The sequence below is a fragment of the Streptomyces sp. bgisy100 genome (assembly GCF_057709105.1).
Genome location: NZ_JBYITE010000007.1, coordinates 92951 through 109258, shown reverse-complemented (window position 1 = coordinate 109258; position 16308 = coordinate 92951). Strand labels below are relative to the sequence as shown.

Below are 16308 nucleotides of genomic sequence, written 5' to 3'. Positions count from 1 at the left end.
GGGCCTCGGCATGGTGGATGCCGCATGCCGTGATTGACCCTGCCCATCCCCTCTCCGTGATGGGGTTCGGCCGGGTTCATGTCGCGATATAGCGTTAGTCTTCTTCTCGCGCCGCTGCCTGCGTCGCGCGGAGACCTCTGACAGGACCAGGACGGAAGTATGTCGGGAGAGATTTCGCCCACCAGGAAGCGCTCCGGCCCCGACTCGTCACCCGAGCTGAGGGCCTCTCATGCGGACCGTGACCGGGTGGTGGACGTGCTGCGTGTCGCGGCGGGGGACGGCCTGCTGACCGCAGACGAGCTGGACGAGCGCCTGGAAGCTGCCTTGTCGGCGCGAACCGTGAGTGAACTGGCCGCGCTCACCGTTGACCTGCCACCCGTATCGTTCCCGGCTGGCGCGGTCGTGGCAGAGGTCAAGGACGTACTCCGGATCCGCCAGAAGCACAGCCCGATCAAGCGTGAAGGGCGCTGGGTGGTGCCGGGGCGGCTGGAGTTGGCCGCCCACTGGAGCGAGGTGACGCTCGACTTCACTCAGGCAGTGATCACGCAAGACACCCTGAGGATCGACGTGGACATGCGAGGCAAGACCCTGACGCTGATCACCAAGCCGGGCATCGTGGTCGATGCTGATGCCCTGACACTGGAACACAGCAGGATCACGTACCGTCAGGCCCCGGACACTGGTGTGCCGATCACGCTGCGCGTGGAGCTGGCCGGTGAGAAAAAGCATGGCCGCGTCGTGGTGCGGCCTGCGCGGCGGACGTTCGGGCAGTGGCTGCTGCGCAGGCCCGGGTCCCTGCCTGCAGGCGTTGACTCCATCGGCTCGGGAGGTTGAGCGGAGCTCTGCCAGCGATCACGGGGAGCGGTCGCCGCCGAACTGACGCTTCGCTGGAGCTCGGGCAGCATCGCTGACAGAGCCCGATAGTGAACGCCATAGCCAGTCATCGGGCTCCTGCGCTTCGTACGGTGGGGATGCCGAGGTCGACGACGGGGCGTTGAGTACGACGGTGGGTGTCGTCGCGCTTGGCGCGGAGGAGCTGGAGGGTGAGGTCGAGCCCCTCGATCTCACCCTCCAGCCCTCGGCTTTGGCGCGGGCCCAGCGGGTGATCAGGTCAACTTCGAGGTCGTCGAGTCGGCTAATCATCTTCGGGCCGACCTGGAGCATGGGGCAGCGGATGCAGGCGTGCTCGTGCTGGCAGGGGGTTCCGTAGGGACGTCCGCATACGCCGAGTTCGACCTTGCGCTTGTCGAAGTGCCCCCCTCGAACTCGTCCGACTCGTCGCTGGTGGCGTCGCGGTATTCGTGGTCGGGACGGAGCTGGCGGCGTTTGTTGAGATGGGCGAGGTAATGACGGATGACGTCTTCGTCGAATACGGCGACGTAGCCGCGGGTGGTCTGGATGTCCTTCCGGCTCCGGGACACCGGGACGACGCCATCCACCCCATAGCAGCCATGAGCCCCACTCATGAGGCACGACCGGCCTGCTTCCGGTGGTCCCGGGGCGTGGAGCCGTAGGCGGTGCGGAAGGCGCGGCTGAAGTCCGTCGCCCGGGGAAAACCCCACCGAGCGGCAATGGCGTGAATCGGTGTGGTGCGCAGTGCCGGGTCGATGAGATCGAGCCGGGCGGCCTCCAGGCGTTGGTGACGGATGCGGGCCCCGACCGTGGAGTCCTCGTTCCGGAACAAATGGTGAAGATACCTGACGGATATGTGGTGCGCCGCGGCTATCCCGGCAGGGGACAAATCGGGGTCGTGCAGGTTCTGCCGGATGAAGTCCTGAATGCGCAGCAGGAGGGTCCGCTGACGGGTCTCCGGTGCCAGGCAGTTCTCGTCCTCGAGGACGTGGGCGAAGAGCGCCGTCACCAGATCCGTCACCACCATTCCCAGCCGGGGTGCGTCGCTGGGCCGATAGGCCGTGGTGTCAGCGGTCAGTTGGGTGAGGAATTGCCCCAGCAGCGCGCCCACCCCCGTCCGCCCGTTCATGCGATGCCCGACCACCTGACGGGCCCTTCCGTGCGGCAAGGGCACCAGCGCCTTGGGGATCTCGAGGCCCACGCTCCTGATGATCTCGCCTCCCGTATGGATTTCGTAGGGCACGGAGGAGTCGTTGCAGTGCAGGTCGTGGGGGAGGTAATGAGCCTCTCGCTTTCCCCAGGCCGCATGGCCCTCTCCCTGTAGCAGGAGGGAGAGGTGGAACACCTCGGGATCGGACTGGCGGATCTGACGGGGCGTGCGACGGAACGTGAGGGGATGGTAGGACGCGGGCCACATCGACACCGATCCCAGATCGATCAGGCGTTGGGTGGCCCGGTAATCATCGGCGTGATCGCTACTGAGATGCATGGGCGCATGGGTCTTTCCCAAGCGCTCCTGCCAGTAGTCGAACCGGTCGGCCGGCGCCACGGTCTCGCTCCGGAAGACTACTTCGTTCAACATCTGCTTCCCCTTGTTCCGGTGAGTGCAGGTCAGTCAGCTGTCGGGCCTTCCGAGCGGAATGCTGGGCCATCCGCGGCATTGACCGCGGCCGGCGTTCCCGCCGGATCGTGTCGTATGGACCGGCCCTGTTGCCGGCCGCGGGTGCGCCCTCGCCGCTCATGTGGCTTCCTTTGCTGCTTCTGGAGTATCCAGTGTGGTCCTCGATGCTCGACTACGGCATCGGGGCCTGCGGCGGCCGCCGGTGCGCAGCTGCCGCCAACTTCGGCCACCAGCAGGTTGGTTGCCCCTCGTGGCGGCGGCCGTCACCGTCGGATTCCGGCCCCCCGTTGTCGAGTTCCCCGGATTCTTGGTCGCTGCCGTTGACGATACGTCAGAACATCCGGTCTCATGTGTGACGATCTGTTGGATCCCGTCTGATTCTGGTTACTTGTGTCAGTTGGGCGACCAAGACGGCGATCTCCAGGCCATCCGTTGCTCACACGCCGCGGGAACGCGCGTGACCGACCATGGGAGCCGCTTGTGCAGAAGACCACCGTCAGAACCCGGACGGCGGGCGCGGGGACCGTCCTGTCGCTCATCGCCGCCGTCGGGGCCGTCGGCCTCGCCGGGGTGGGCGCCCAGCTCGCCGTGGCCCCGCCGGCCGCGGCCGTCGAGGACGGGCTCGCCCTCACCCCGCCCATGGGCTTCAACAACTGGAACTCCACCCACTGCCGCCGGGAGTTCAACGAGAAGATGGTGAAGGGCATCGCGGACCTCTTCGTCTCCAAGGGGCTGAGGAAGGCCGGGTACCAGTACGTCAACATCGACGACTGCTGGGCCAAGAGCGCCCGCGACGGCAACGGGAACCTGGTGCCCGATCCCGTGCGCTTCCCGCACGGCATCAAGGCACTGGCCGACTATGTGCATGCCAGGGGCCTGAAGTTCGGCCTCTACACCAGCGCCGGAACCAAGACCTGCGACCGGGAGGGATTCCCGGGAGGCCTCGACCACGAGCGACAGGACGCGAAGCTCTTCGCCTCGTGGGGTGTGGACTACCTGAAGTACGACAACTGCAACAACGAAGGCCGCGACGCCAGGACCCGCTATCGCGCGATGCGGGACGCGATCGAACGCACGGGACGCCCGATCGTGCTGAGCGTGTGCGAGTGGGGCGAGAACAAGCCCTGGGAATGGGCGGGGGACGTAGGTCACCTGTGGCGCACCACCGGCGACATCACCGACACCTGGTCGAGCATGCTGTCCATCGCCAAGCAGAACCGGGCCCTCGCCGAATACGCCGGCCCGGGCCACTGGAACGACCCGGACATGCTCGAAGTCGGCAACGGCGGCATGACGGCCACGGAGTACCGCAGTCACTTCACCCTCTGGTCGGTGATGGCGGCACCCCTGCTGATCGGAACGGATCTGCGCAAGGCCTCCGCGGAGACCTTCGACATCCTCACCAACCGGGACGTCATCGCCGTCGACCAGGACCCCCTTGGCCGGCAGGGGACCGTGGTCTCCTCCGAAGGCGGCAGGACCGTCCTCTCCAAGCCACTGGCCAACGGCGACCGGGCGGTGGTGCTGTTCAACGAGACGGACGGCCCCGTCGACATCACCACCCGGGCGAGTGCCGTCGGCCTGCCCGCCGCCTCCTCGTACACCCTGCACGACCTGTGGTCCAAGGAACGCAGCGTGTCGCACGACGGCGTGATCGGAGCGTCCGTCCCGTCGCACGGCGCGGTGATCTACCGGGTCGGTGCGGAGGGCGGCGTCGCCGCACCACCGTCGGGCACCTCGGACCTGAGCGCGCTCGCACCCACGAGTGTCAGCAATGGCTGGGGGCCGGTCGAGACGGACACCAGCAACGGCGAGCAGGCGCCGGACGACGGCAGCCCCATGACGATCGAGGGCGTCCCCTACCGCAGGGGCCTGGGGGCGCATGCCCCCAGCGAGGTCACCTACCACCTCGGGGGATCCTGCTCCCGGATGACCGTCGACGTCGGCCTCGACGATGAGAGCGTCCGTGACGGCTCCGTGGTCTTCCGGGTCTACCGGGACTACACGAAGGTGGCGGACAGCGGGCTGCTCACGGTCGACGACCCGGCCGAACGGCTGACAGCGGACCTGTCCGGGGGCTCCGTGCTCCGGCTCGTCGTCACGGACGGCGGTAACGGCAGGACGTCCGACCACGCCGACTGGGCCGCCCCCCGGATCACCTGCGCCTGACCCGGACACCGCACCGACCGTCTTCGGCCCCGCAGTTGTGTGCCGTTCCGGCGAGCTGCGGGGCCTTCGACGAACGTGTGGGGCCCACCACGGGTCGGTTCGGATCGTCGGCCCGAGCGGACGGTGAGAAGGGACGGCGGGCAGGAGAACCGGGACCACGGCATCCTGAGTAGCCTGTGCGACGTGACGAAGCACAGGACCGTCGACGTGAGTGTCGACGCGATGATCGAGGACCTCAGGACACTCGTCGAAGTGGAGTCCCCATCGCGCGATCCCGACGCCTTGAGGGCTTCGGCCGAAGCTGTCGCCGCTGTCATCGAGAGCCGCCTGGGCGGGCGGGCGGTTCTGGTGGAGAGCGAAGCAGGCCCGCACGTCTACTGGTCGGCCGGCGGCGATCCCTCCGTGCTGATCCTTGGTCACCACGACACGGTGTTCCCGCTCGGCACCCTCGAACGCCGCCCGTTCACGGTCCGGGACGGGCGGGCGACCGGCCCCGGAGTCTTCGACATGCTCGGCGGCCTGGTGCAGGGCGTTCACGGCCTGGCGACGCTCGAGGACCGGTCGGGCGTCGAGATCCTGGTGACCGCCGACGAAGAGGTCGGCTCCCGTTTCTCCCGGACCCTGATCGAGGAACGGGCCCTGGCCTGCGGCGCGGTACTCGTGCTCGAGGGCGCCGCGGACGGCGGACCCCTGAAGACCGGCCGCAAGGGCTGCGGAACCTTCCGGGTCTCCATCAGGGGCCGGGCCTCGCATGCGGGCCTCGAACCCGCGGCCGGGGTCAATGCCCTGGTCGAGGCAGCACACCAGGTCCTGGACATCTCGGCGCTCGGCCGGCCCGACATCGGCACGACGGTCACCCCGACCGTCGCGTCCGCGGGAACCCTGGACAACGTCGTTCCGGCCGAGGCGACCGTCATCGTCGATGTCCGGATCGAGACGGCCGAAGAGAAGGAACGGGTCGAGGCGGCGTTCGCGGCGCTGGCCCCACACCTCGCCGAGGCCCGGATCGTGGTTCAGGGAGCCATCAGCCGGCCCCCGATGCCCGAGTCGGCGTCGGCCGAGCTCTTCGCGGTTGCCGAGCGGTTGCTTCCCGGCATCGACGGCACGGCAGTGGGCGGCGGAAGCGACGGCAACTTCACCGCCGCGCTGGGAGTGCCGACCCTCGACGGTCTGGGGGCAGTCGGGGGCGGTGCCCACGCCGACCACGAGTACCTGCTGATCGAGGCCATGGCCGAACGGGCCGGACTCGTCGCCGGACTGGTGAACGCGGTGCGGAACGGCACCCGGCGGTGAACGTGATCCCGCCCGACCTGTGAGCGGTCACGCGAGCCCACGCAGTGGCGGTCGGAGGCTCCCGGGCGTCCGTCGGGCAGCGCCCGGACACCACCCGCAGCCGACTCCAGCCGATCAGCCGCACGGCGGTCCGCTCCCGGCCCAGCAGCACGCCAGGTCCTGGTGGCGCAGATCGAGGGCGGTGGTGTTCGTCGAGCAGCAGGAGCCGGGCCCGCCGGCGGCTGTCTTCCTCGGGACCCGTCGGCCCACCGGGATCCGCCGCCATCAGATCCTGACGTGCCGTCATGGCTGCTCGTGCCCCGGGCGGCCGTGGCACCTGAGGGCTGCGCGCGTCGCCCACACCCCGAGGCGGCTGCGCGCCGCCTCAGGAGTATCAAACGCATCAGCAGACGCTGCCTCCGCGAACCATCCCCGCCTGGGGCGGGACCGTTCCTATGCTGAGGGGATGGAGTGGACGGCCTTGGCCGCAGTGGTGCTGGGCGGTGCGATCGGTGTGGGCAGCACCCTGGCCACGGACCGGGCCCGCTGGCGCAGGGACAGCATGACGCAGGACCGCGAAACGCTGCGGTCGGTGTACGTCCAATACCTGGAGGCGCTGGCCCAGGCGCGCGACGTCGTCTCCCATGCGAGCCGCGAGGTGTCCCGGCCGCAAGAGGAACGCCGGCACATGGTCTGGACGGTCCTCCAGGACCACGAGGTGTACGCCAAGCAGTACGCGCTCGAACTGATAGCGCCCCTCGACGTCGTGGAGCAGGCCAAAGAGGTCGCCGCCGGGCTCCTGGCCTACCGGGAAACGGTCGTGCGCGGCGAGACGTGGAGCGATGCCGACTGCACAGCGGCACGGCGCGCACTACGGGAGTCCAGGCGCGCCTTGATGACGGCCATGCGCACGTCCCTGGCCCGCCCGCAGTAGCCGCCCCCGCTCGCGGGGAGCGTCGGCTGTCGGTGGTGGGTGAGGCCGTCCGGCGAAAGCCGGCTCCACAGCCCCGGAACACCTGCGACCAGGGGCTCAGCACGACACCGGCCGTACTGCTGCCGGAGCAGGCCTCACATCACCGGGGATGTGAGGCCTGCTCCGGTGTGTCGTCGCCCCGTCTGCCGCACATTCCGGGACCGGGAGCCGCGGCACACGAAGGTCTTCGCCGTCGATCAGGCCGTGACGGCGCCGACACGGCTCATGGGCGACCCGCCTGGCCGGTGTTGCCGCCTGTCCGGGCCGTGGCGCCCGGCCCCAGCGGGCGCAGGGTGAGGGTGTAGTCGTAGGCCCGGTCGGCCTTCACCCGGTACTGGTCGCGGACCGGATTCGGAGTGTCCCCCACACCGCTGACGGCATGGTCGGCGTGGAGGGTGTTCCAGCCGTCGTTGCGCTTGAGGAAGTGCGGATGGGCGGCACGGTCGAGCTGGTCGTACGCGGTGGCGGACGCCTCGAGGTCACCGGAGACCAGCAGCCCCCGGCCGCGGCGGTCGGTGAGAGACGCCCAGCGCACATCGTCGTGGTTGCCGTGGTCCTGCGGCTTGAGATATTCCACGTACTGGTCTTCGACGGAGGACGACCACACGCCCATGGGCGTGCCGTCCTTCCGGTCGTTGAAACTCTCGACCGGACCGCGGCCGTACCACCGGAAGGTGCCGTACCGCTGGGGCACCCGGAGCTTGAGCCCGATCCGCGGCAGATAGGGCAGCTTGCGGAACGCGCCCTGCGCCTCGGCCCGGTGGCGGATCCGTACCTGGCCCGCGCCGTCGATCCGGTAGGTCACGGTCTGGCCGAACGAGGCGCCGGTGACGTCGGAGGCGGCGGCAGTGGAGCGCACGGTCACCGTGACCGTGCCGTCGTCGCCGGGTGTCGCCTGCACACCGTCCACGGTGGTGCGCAGCCGGTCCAGGCCCAGAGCGCTCCACTTCTTGCCTTCGGCGGTGCCCCAGTCCCATCGCTCATTGCTGATCGGGGCGCGCCACGCGTCCAGTTCGGGGCCGGAGCGCAGCAGTTCCCGGCCGTCCGCGTGCATCGAGGTGAGGGTGCCGGCCTTCCTGTCGAAGGTGTACCGGAAGCCCTTGCCGGTGACGCGTACGGTGTCGCCGCTCTCGGTGGCCTTCGCGGAACCGCCGTCGGGCCGGCCCGCGGGCTCGGGCACCTTGTCGCCGCCGACCGCGAACTGGCCGAAGGAGACCACATGCCCGGCCTCGGCCCAGTCGGTCGCGCGGGCGGTGACGGCCTGCACCGTGAGGTGGCGTTCGAAACCGCCGGGGCCGGCGGGCGGTTCCGGCAGCTGGATCGTTTCGTCGGCTCCGGGACCGATGTCCAGGGCGCGGGTGCCGCTCGCGACGGTGGTGGCGCCTTCGGTCACCTTCCAGCGCAGCTTCAGGTCCTCGGTGCCGGTGAAGGCGCGCTCGTTGGTGACGGTGACCTTGCCCGATCGGGCCCCGCCACCGGCGGGCTCGGTGATCCTAATGGGCGACTGCACCCAGGCGAGCTGGGCGGTCTCGGGTTCCGGCGTCCGGTCGGCGGTGACCAGACCGTCCACGCCGGACTCGTAGAGGCCGTAGGAGAGATAGCTGCCCCGGTGAGTGAACTCGTCGAAGTCCAGGGCGATCAGGGCGTCGTGCTCGGGGTCCTCGCCGGCGGCGAGCCGGTCCGCACCGAGTGCCGTGCCGTAGACGCGGACCTGGTCGACGGTGCCCTGTGCGGTGCGTCCGTTCCAGCCGTCCTCCATGGTGTCGGTGTTGCGGCCGATACCGAGGTCGTAGGGGGTGTAGTCGATCCGGCCGCTCCACGAGGTCCCGGCGAGCTGTTTGCCGTCGGCGTACAGGCGGAGGGCGGTGCCGTCATACGTGCCGGTCACGCGGTGCCACGTGCCGGTCCAGCCGTCGGGGACGTGAGCGGTGACGGTGCGGGGCCTGCCCCGGCTGGTGAGGGTGAATTCCAGGGTGTCCTGGTCCTTCATCCGCAGCACGTACTGGTCGCCCTTGCTGACGATGGTGAAGTCGCCGGTCCACACCTTGGCGGGCTTGACCCGGGCGTCGAGGGTCACGGCAGTGCCGGTGAGATCCAGACGGGGGTCGCGGTAGACCTCGACGAAGTCGTCCAGACCGGACAGGTACAGCGCCTTGCCGCTCGCGCCGTCGACGACCTCGGGCTTGCCGGACAGGCTCGCGGCGATGCCGTGGCCGGAGGAGTCGGGGGTCGTGATCAGCGGGCGGCGGATGCTCTGCTCGGCCCAGTCCCAGATGAAGCCGCCCTGGGCGCGCGGCCGGGACCGCATGACCTCCCAGAACTCCCGGAAATTGCCCAGGCTGTTGCCCATGGCGTGGGCGTACTCGCCCATGACGATGGGTTTGTCGAAGCTCTTGGCCTTGGATTCCAGTGAGGCCGGTGTCGGGTAGCGGGGTCCGGCGACGTCGGCGAACGGCGCGTCGCCGTCGGGCCGGTTGGACTGGTGGTAGAGCGGCCGGGTGGGCTCCCGCTTCTTCGTCCATTCGGCCATGGCGACATGAGCCCGGCCCAGCCCGGCTTCGTTGCCGGTGTCCCACATGATGACGCTGGGGTGGTTCTTGTCGCGCTCCACCATGCCCTGGTGGCGGTCGAGGAAGGCCTTCCGCCACTCGGGCCGATCGGCCAGGCAGTCCCTGGGGCAGCTCTCGTGGCTGTGGGTCTCGACCTCCATCTCATCGTCGATCAATATGCCCTCGCGGTCGGCGAGTTCGTAGAGATAGGGATCCGAGGGGTAGTGCGAGGTGCGGATGGCGTTGACGTTCAGCCGCTTCATCAGCCGGATGTCCTGCTCCATCCGGGCACGGGTGGCATGCCGTCCGGTGACCGGGTCGGTCTCGGCGCGGTTGACGCCACGGATCAGGACGCGCTTGCCGTTGAGCTTCAGCAGCTTGTCCTTGACCTCGATCTCCCGGAAGCCGACGCTCTGGCGGACGGTCTGGACCACCTTGCCGCCCGGGTCGCGCAGGGTGAGCACCAGTGCGTAGAGGTTCGGCGTCTCGTCGGACCACTTGGCGGGATCGGTGATCCTCCCGCTCAGATCGGCCTTGCCGTGGTGCTCATCGGCGCTCAGCCGCCGAATCTCGCGCCCCTCGGGGTCGTAGAGGACGCCGGTGACCCGGTGTTCTCCGCTGCCGGTGTCGCCCGGGGTGCGCGCGATGTCCACCTGCGCCCGCAGGGTGGCGTCCCGGTAGTCGTCGTCGAGGTCGGTGGTGACATACGCGTCCTGCATCCGCGTGGTGGGCGTGGAGTACAGGGTCACGGAGCGGAAGATGCCCGCGAAGCGCCACTGGTCGTAGTCCTCCAGATAGGACCCGGCGCTCCAGCGGTGCACCTGGAGGGCGACCCGGTTGCTGCCCGGGTGCAGATACTCGGTCACATCGAACTCGGCGGGCACATAGCCGCCCTGGTCGTAGCCGACGTACCGGCCGTTGATCCACAGGAACCAGCCCGAGGTGACGCCGTCGAAGCGGATCACCTGACGGCGGCCGTCCCAGCTCTTCGGCACGTCGACGGTGCGGACGTACGCCCCGGTGGGGTTGGTGTCGCGCGGTACCTTCGGCGGGTCGTCGGGGGCCACCTCGCTCTCGACGTTGCGGAACACGGGATGGTCGAGGCCATCGGTCTGCCAGGTGTGGGGGACCTGGACGCTCTTCCAGCCGGAGGTGTCGTGGTCCTTCTCCCAGAAGCCCCGTGGGACATCCTCCGGACGGTCGCCGAGCGCGAACCGCCACCGGCCGTCGAGGCTGCGCTGCCACGTCCCGCGGTCGGGGCCGTCCGGCTGGAGCCGGGCGTGCGGCGGTTCCTGTCCCTCCTCGGTGCGCTCGGGGTCCTCGAGGTAGCTGTTCACTTCGGCGGGGAACCCGCCCGTGTCCGCCGCCCGGCCGGCTGCGGTGTCCGCCGCCGTGAGGCCGAGTCCGACGGCGGTGGTCATCGCGAGCATCACCGCGAGCAACCGTCGGACCGGGGTGCCGGCTCCTGTGGCTCTGTCGTTCCGCGTGCTCAACCGAACCTCACCTCACACATTCGAATGAAATGCAACAGAAGTGAACGGTGTCGAACAGTATTGAGAGTCCGGGGAGGCGTCAACGGTTCTCACAGACCCCGGTGTTGACGCCGTGATGGGCAGGAGATTTCACCGGAGTGACGATCGGGGGCCGGGTGGCAGCCGGTTGGCCGCGAGGGCGCGCCGGCGTGCCTGGAGCCCCCGGTTGCCGCCGCAGTTGCGTTGCGGCGCCGCCGTTCCTCCTGGCCGAGCGCGTGCGCGACCGAGACGGCGGCGCGCAGATCCGGCCAGCGGCCGGGACCGGCCAGCCCGAGGTGGTACAGGTGCAGTTCCTTGGCGCCCGCCGCGCCGAGGGCACTGACATGGGACCCGATGTCAGGAATCGGCTGGGCCCCGACCACGCTGACGTAGCTGCCGACCGCGACGTGCTCGGGTAGCGCGGCGCGGGCCGCGGCAGCGGTCTCGGCACCGTCCTCGGGAGCCCAGCCGGAGACGACGATGACGTCGGCGTCCGCCACGGCGCCTGGGGTGAGGCCGGGCAGGGCGCCCGTGGTCCATGGATCGAGAGCCCCGTGCAGGACGATCCGGGTTCCCCGGGGAACGGCGGAGAGGACCTCGGCGCGCAGGGCGTCGGCGGCCCACTGCCGGGTGGCCAGCAGGGCCTCGCACAGGGGCGGCGGCAGTCCGTCGTCGGTGAGGGCGAGTTCGCCGGTGGCGATCAGCCGGCGTACCTCGGTGCGGAGCCGGTCACGGACCTTCTCCGGTGCAAGGCCGGTGTCGGCCCAGCCCGAAGCGCAGGCGGTGCAGCAGCAGACGGAGAGAAGGCGTGCCGCCGAAGGTGCCCAGACGGCCTCGGTCTTCTCGTGCTGGTGCTGGTGCACGGCTCCGAGCGGACCACAGGCCTCCAGGATCACGGAGGAGAGTTCCAGTTCGTGCACCGCCTCGGCGGTCAGCGTGGCGGCGTACTCCCGGACTGCGGGCTGTGCGGGGCACAGCGCCCACGGATAGGTCTCACCGAAGCAGTTCCGCACGGCGACGTCCGGCTCTGCCAGTCCCAGTGCGGAGTTGTGGGTGAGGACGATCCAGGCGGCGGCCGGGATCCCCGCAGCATTGAGCGCCCGGACGGCATCGCCCGCACTGTCCTCCCGTGCCACCCAGTCCGGTGGTGAGGGGCGCAGGGTCCTTCCTCGCCAGGCGCCCTCGCGCACGGGCCGGTACAGCGCGGCTCGGCGGGCGAGGACCGCCGCGTGCCGCGTCGACCACGGAGTCGCCGCGCGGGTGCTGTGGTAGGCCAGCGCCACCGCTACCTCGTCGAGTCCCAACGCCCGTATCCGGTGGACGAACGCCGGGTCGTCGAGCAGGTCCCAGGGGTAGGCGTACCCGGTCGTCTTCACCGAGTCACCACCGCGCCGTATGGGGCGTGAAGTCCTCGACGTACTGTCGCATGTATGCCGAGTCGTTCCGCTTCGTCAGTCCGCAGCGTACGTAGTTCTCGTGCAGCCGGGCCAGGGCGTCCTCGTCGATCTCGACGCCCAGCCCGGGGCCGTCCGGTACGGCGACGGCCCCCTCGCGGAACTCCAGCGCGCCCGGCACGATGACGTCCTCGTTCTTCCACGGCCAGTGCGTGTCACAGGCGTAGGTCAGCTGCGGGGTCGCCGAGGCGACGTGCACCATCGCCGCCAGGCTGATGCCGAGATGGCTGTTGGAGTGCATGGACAGCCCGACGCCGAAACTCTCGCAGGTGATCGACAGCGCCTGGGTGTCGCGCAAGCCGCCCCAGAAGTGATGGTCCGAGAGCAGCACGCCGATCGCGCGGGCCCGGAACGCCGCTTCGATGTCCCCGATGTCGACCACGCACATGTTCGTCGCCAGCGGGACCGGTGTCTGCGCGGCGACCTGCGCCATGCCCTCGATGCCGGGTGTCGGATCCTCCAGGTACTCCAGTACGTCCTGGAGTTCGTCCGCGACCCGGACGGCGGTACCCGGTGTCCACGCGGCGTTCGGATCGATCCGTAGGGGAAGCCCGCCGAAGGCCTCGGCCAGAGCATGGATCGCCTCGATCTCCTGGGCGGGCTCGAAAACACCACCCTTCAGCTTGAGGGAGCGGAAACCGTATGCGTCGATCATGCGTCGGGCCGAGCGGACCAGCGCCTCCGGGGTGAGGACCGGGCCCCAGGAGTCCTCCCGGGCGCCTTTGTGGGCCCCGTACTTGTAGAACAGGTACGCGGAGAACTCCACGGCGTCACGCGCCCTGCCGCCGAGCAGGTCGACCACGGGACGGCCGACGGCGCGACCCTGCGCGTCCAGGCAGGCCACCTCGAACAGCGAGTAGACGCTGGCCACGGTCTTGCGCATCGAGTACCCGCCGATCAGCCCGTGCTCGTCCGACAGCACGGTGCCGGCCAGCTCCTCCACGACCAGCCGCCGGAGTCCGGGAAGGTCGAACACGTCGTGGCCGGACAGCCGGGGCAGGACCGTGCGCACCTGGTCGAGGAAGGCCCGGTCACCGTAGGACTCACCGAGGCCGACCACACCGTCCTCGCACTTCATCCGAACGATGCCGCGCAGCGCGAACGGTTCGTGCACCCCCATGACGTTGAGCAGTGGCGGATCAGCGAACGCGACGGGTGTGAGAACAACTTCCCTGATCCTCATCGGCCCAGCGCCTTCAGCACGGTGTGGCCATCCGCCACGATCCTCTCCAGACGTCCGACCTGCTCGGCGGTGGGTTCGGCCAGCGGCGGCCGGACCGGTCCGACCTTGTCGCCGCGCAGCCGGGCGGCGGCCTTCACCAGGGAGACGGCGAAGCCGGGCGTCTCGTCGCGCAGCGCCACCAGCGGCAGATAGAACCCGCTCAGCAGCGCGTCCATGGCCAGGGTGTCGCCGATCGCGAGCGCGTGGTGAAAGCGGTGCGCGATCTCGGGGGCGAAGCAGTGCACCGCCGAGGAGTAGCGCGGGACACCGAGGGAGGCATAGGCCCTGGCCGAGACCTCCGCGGTCGGCAGCCCGTTGAAGAAGAGGAATTCCTCGGCTCGCCGGGTGCCCACCGAGCGCGTGCGGGTGACGATCCGGGAGATCAGCTCAATGTCTCCGCAGCCGTCCTTGAGACCCACGACGGAAGGGATGCCGAGGAGCGAGATCGCGGCCGACGGGGTGAACACGCCGGTGGCGCGGTGATAGACGATGACCGGGACCTGTGTGTCGCCGACGGCGTGGCGGACGAAGTCGACCAGCCCGGACGGCGGTCCCGACACCAGGTAGGGCGGCATCAGGAGCACGCCGTCGGCACCTTGCTCCTGGGCCAGGGCGATACCGGCCCGTGCCGCGGCGACACCGCCGCCGGCGCCCACCCAGACGGGGACGCGGCCGCCGACCGCCTTCTGCGCCCTCGCGAGCACTGCGGCGTGCTCGTCCGGGGAGAGCGAGCTGAACTCTCCGGTGCCGCAGGCGACGAACAGCGCACCGGCCCCCGCTTCGACGTGCCGGTCCACGGTGGCCTCCAGCGCATCGAGGTCGACTTCAAGGCTCTCGGTGAACGGGGTCAGGGGGAAGGCGAGAAGTCCGTCGAGGGTGCTCTTCGTCGGGTGTTCCATGGAGCCGTCCTTCTGTCCGGGGTGGGCTCTGCCGATGGCGGGAGGCAAGGGGGCGGGTCATACACGCGCTGTCGCGTCATCACTCGCATCCGGTGGCACAGGCTTGCCCCCGGCGGACCTCGGGGCCGCCGGGCCCGTCGTTCCCTCGGCTGCCTTCGGGGTCCTCCGCTCTTTCCCGTCCGGCCTGCCGATGGTCTCGAGGAGGTCGTCAACGGCGTCCGTGCGTTCGGGGGCGAGGAGTCCGAGGCCGATGTAGAGGGCGAGGGAGACGAGGACCGGTGTGGCGATCAGCCAGGTCTGGTCGGCGTTCCACACGTAGGAGACGAGCGCGTATGCGATCAGTCCACTCGCCCACGAGGTCAGCGCCGCGCGGGCACCGCAGCGGCGGAACCAGGGCAGCATGCCGAGCAGCAGCGGGATGGAGATCGGACCCATCAGCGCCGCGACCCAGTTGACGACGATCTTCAGGACACCACCGAGGTTCTCGGCCTGCGTCGCCACCGCCATGGTCAGCAGCACGAAGATCACCGTGGTGACACGGGCCGCCTTCAGCCCCTGGGAGTCGGTCCACGCGCGGGCCTTGCGGCTCATCACCGGCATCATGTCGCGCGTGATGACGGCTGCGATGGCGTTGGCGTCGGAGGACACCATCGCCATGGTGTGCGAGAAGATCCCGGCGAGGACGAGGCCGACGAGCCCGGGCGGCAGGAACGCCTCCGTCATGACGGCGTAGACGTTCTCGGGCTTGTCGAGGTCCGGTATCAACAGCGGAGCGGCGAACATCGGGAACATCAGGACCATCGGCCAGAACAGGTAGAGCAGCGAGGAGAGCACCGCGCCCCTCCTCGCCTCCTGGGTGCTGGGGGCGGCCATGTACCGCTGCGCCAGATTCCACATTCCGCCGTTGTATTCGAGTGTCTTGACCAGGACGTAGACGAGAAGGAAGGCCGTCGTGTACGTGGGCGTCGTCGGATGGCGGTGGCCGGCGGGAAGGTCACCCCACATGGTCCACAGCCCTTCGATGCCGCCGAGCTTGCCGAGGGTGACAACGATCATCACGATCGCCGCGACGGCCTGGATGACGAACTGCCCCAGCTCGGTGAGGGCATCGGCCCACAGGCCGCCGACCGTGCAGTAGGAGAGGGTCACCAAGCCGGTGATGAGGATGCCGAGGTTGTAGTCGACCCCGGTGAACACGTGCAGGAGGGTGGCCACGGCGAACCACTTCGCCGCGATGTCGAAGATCTTCAGCGCACTGCCGCTCCAGGCCATCGCCTGCTGAGTGGGCACGCTGTAGCGCTTGGCCAGGTATTCGAGCGGTGAGGCGACGCCGATCCGGGACCGCAGCCGGTTCCAGCGGGGCGCGAACACCGGACTGCCGATCCCGACTCCGATGCCGATGGTGGCGAAGGCCCAGAAGTAGACCGTGATTCCGGCCGTATACGCGACCGAGGCGTACGCCACGAAGAGCACCGCGCTGTAGCCGGACATGTGATGGGAGATCCCTGTCAGCCACCAGGGCATCCGGCCCCCGGCGGTGAAGAAGTCCCTCACGTCACCGACGCGCCGGTGCGACCACCAGCCGATCAGGACCATCACCCCGAAGTACGCGGCCATCACTGCCCAGTCCAGTCCGTGCACCACTGACTCCTTCTTCGTGCTGAAGCTGTCCTCAGCCGTGGGGTTCAGTCACGTCCCGTTGTTCACATATGAGGAAGTGGTCTATAAGGTGAACGAATTCTCCTATGCGAACTGCGTTCACGGACGCTAGCCTTACCCGTTGACG

Annotated in this window: 10 protein-coding genes; 4 read left to right on the top strand and 6 right to left on the bottom strand. The window is 69.4% G+C overall.

Translation table 11 applies throughout. The annotated features are described in order from the left end of the window. Positions 1-159 precede the first annotated feature (159 nt). The gene (locus tag AC3EQ1_RS07215) at positions 160-834 is read left to right on the top strand and encodes a DUF1707 SHOCT-like domain-containing protein (RefSeq protein ID WP_432093444.1); all 675 of its coding nucleotides are present in this window, start codon (positions 160-162) and stop codon (positions 832-834) included. Positions 835-1462: 628 nt separating this feature from the next. Here the strand turns inward: AC3EQ1_RS07215 and AC3EQ1_RS07210 are convergent. Beyond that, a complete protein-coding gene (locus tag AC3EQ1_RS07210; RefSeq protein WP_432093443.1) occupies positions 1463-2434 on the bottom strand; it encodes an AraC-like ligand-binding domain-containing protein in 972 nt (323 codons plus the stop codon). A gap of 678 nt (positions 2435-3112) precedes the next feature. Here AC3EQ1_RS07210 and AC3EQ1_RS07205 point away from each other — a divergent pair. The 3 genes from AC3EQ1_RS07205 to AC3EQ1_RS07195 all read left to right on the top strand — a co-directional run bounded on the left by AC3EQ1_RS07205 (position 3113) and on the right by AC3EQ1_RS07195 (position 6848). Further along, positions 3113-4642 (top strand): NPCBM/NEW2 domain-containing protein, encoded by a 1530-nt coding sequence (locus AC3EQ1_RS07205; protein WP_432093514.1) that lies wholly within the window; start codon positions 3113-3115, stop codon positions 4640-4642. A gap of 222 nt (positions 4643-4864) precedes the next feature. Then, the gene (locus tag AC3EQ1_RS07200; RefSeq protein ID WP_432093513.1) at positions 4865-5935 is read left to right on the top strand and encodes a M20 family metallopeptidase; all 1071 of its coding nucleotides are present in this window, start codon (positions 4865-4867) and stop codon (positions 5933-5935) included. Between the two features lie 445 nt (positions 5936-6380). Beyond that, positions 6381-6848: a hypothetical protein gene (locus tag AC3EQ1_RS07195; RefSeq protein WP_432093442.1), complete on the top strand. Its 468-nt coding sequence runs from the start codon at positions 6381-6383 to the stop codon at positions 6846-6848. Between the two features lie 262 nt (positions 6849-7110). Here AC3EQ1_RS07195 and AC3EQ1_RS07190 read toward each other — a convergent pair whose 3' ends face one another. The 5 genes from AC3EQ1_RS07190 to AC3EQ1_RS07170 form a co-directional block, all read right to left on the bottom strand. Beyond that, positions 7111-10929: a glycoside hydrolase family 2 TIM barrel-domain containing protein gene (locus AC3EQ1_RS07190; protein ID WP_432093441.1), complete on the bottom strand. Its 3819-nt coding sequence runs from the start codon at positions 10927-10929 to the stop codon at positions 7111-7113. 89 nt (positions 10930-11018) lie between these two features. Then, a complete protein-coding gene (locus tag AC3EQ1_RS07185) occupies positions 11019-12323 on the bottom strand; it encodes a hypothetical protein (RefSeq protein ID WP_432093440.1) in 1305 nt (434 codons plus the stop codon). Positions 12324-12327: 4 nt separating this feature from the next. Next, on the bottom strand, positions 12328-13584 hold the full coding sequence (locus tag AC3EQ1_RS07180; protein ID WP_432093439.1) for a glucarate dehydratase family protein: 1257 nt from the start codon (positions 13582-13584) through the stop codon (positions 12328-12330). Further along, entirely contained in the window at positions 13581-14522 is a 942-nt protein-coding gene (locus AC3EQ1_RS07175) for a 5-dehydro-4-deoxyglucarate dehydratase (protein WP_432093438.1), read from the bottom strand. The genes AC3EQ1_RS07180 and AC3EQ1_RS07175 overlap by 4 nt, the downstream gene beginning before the upstream one ends. A 57-nt stretch (positions 14523-14579) precedes the next feature. Further along, complete coding sequence (locus tag AC3EQ1_RS07170; protein WP_432093437.1) at positions 14580-16163, bottom strand: sodium:solute symporter family protein; 1584 nt, start codon at positions 16161-16163, stop codon at positions 14580-14582. Positions 16164-16308 lie beyond the last annotated feature (145 nt).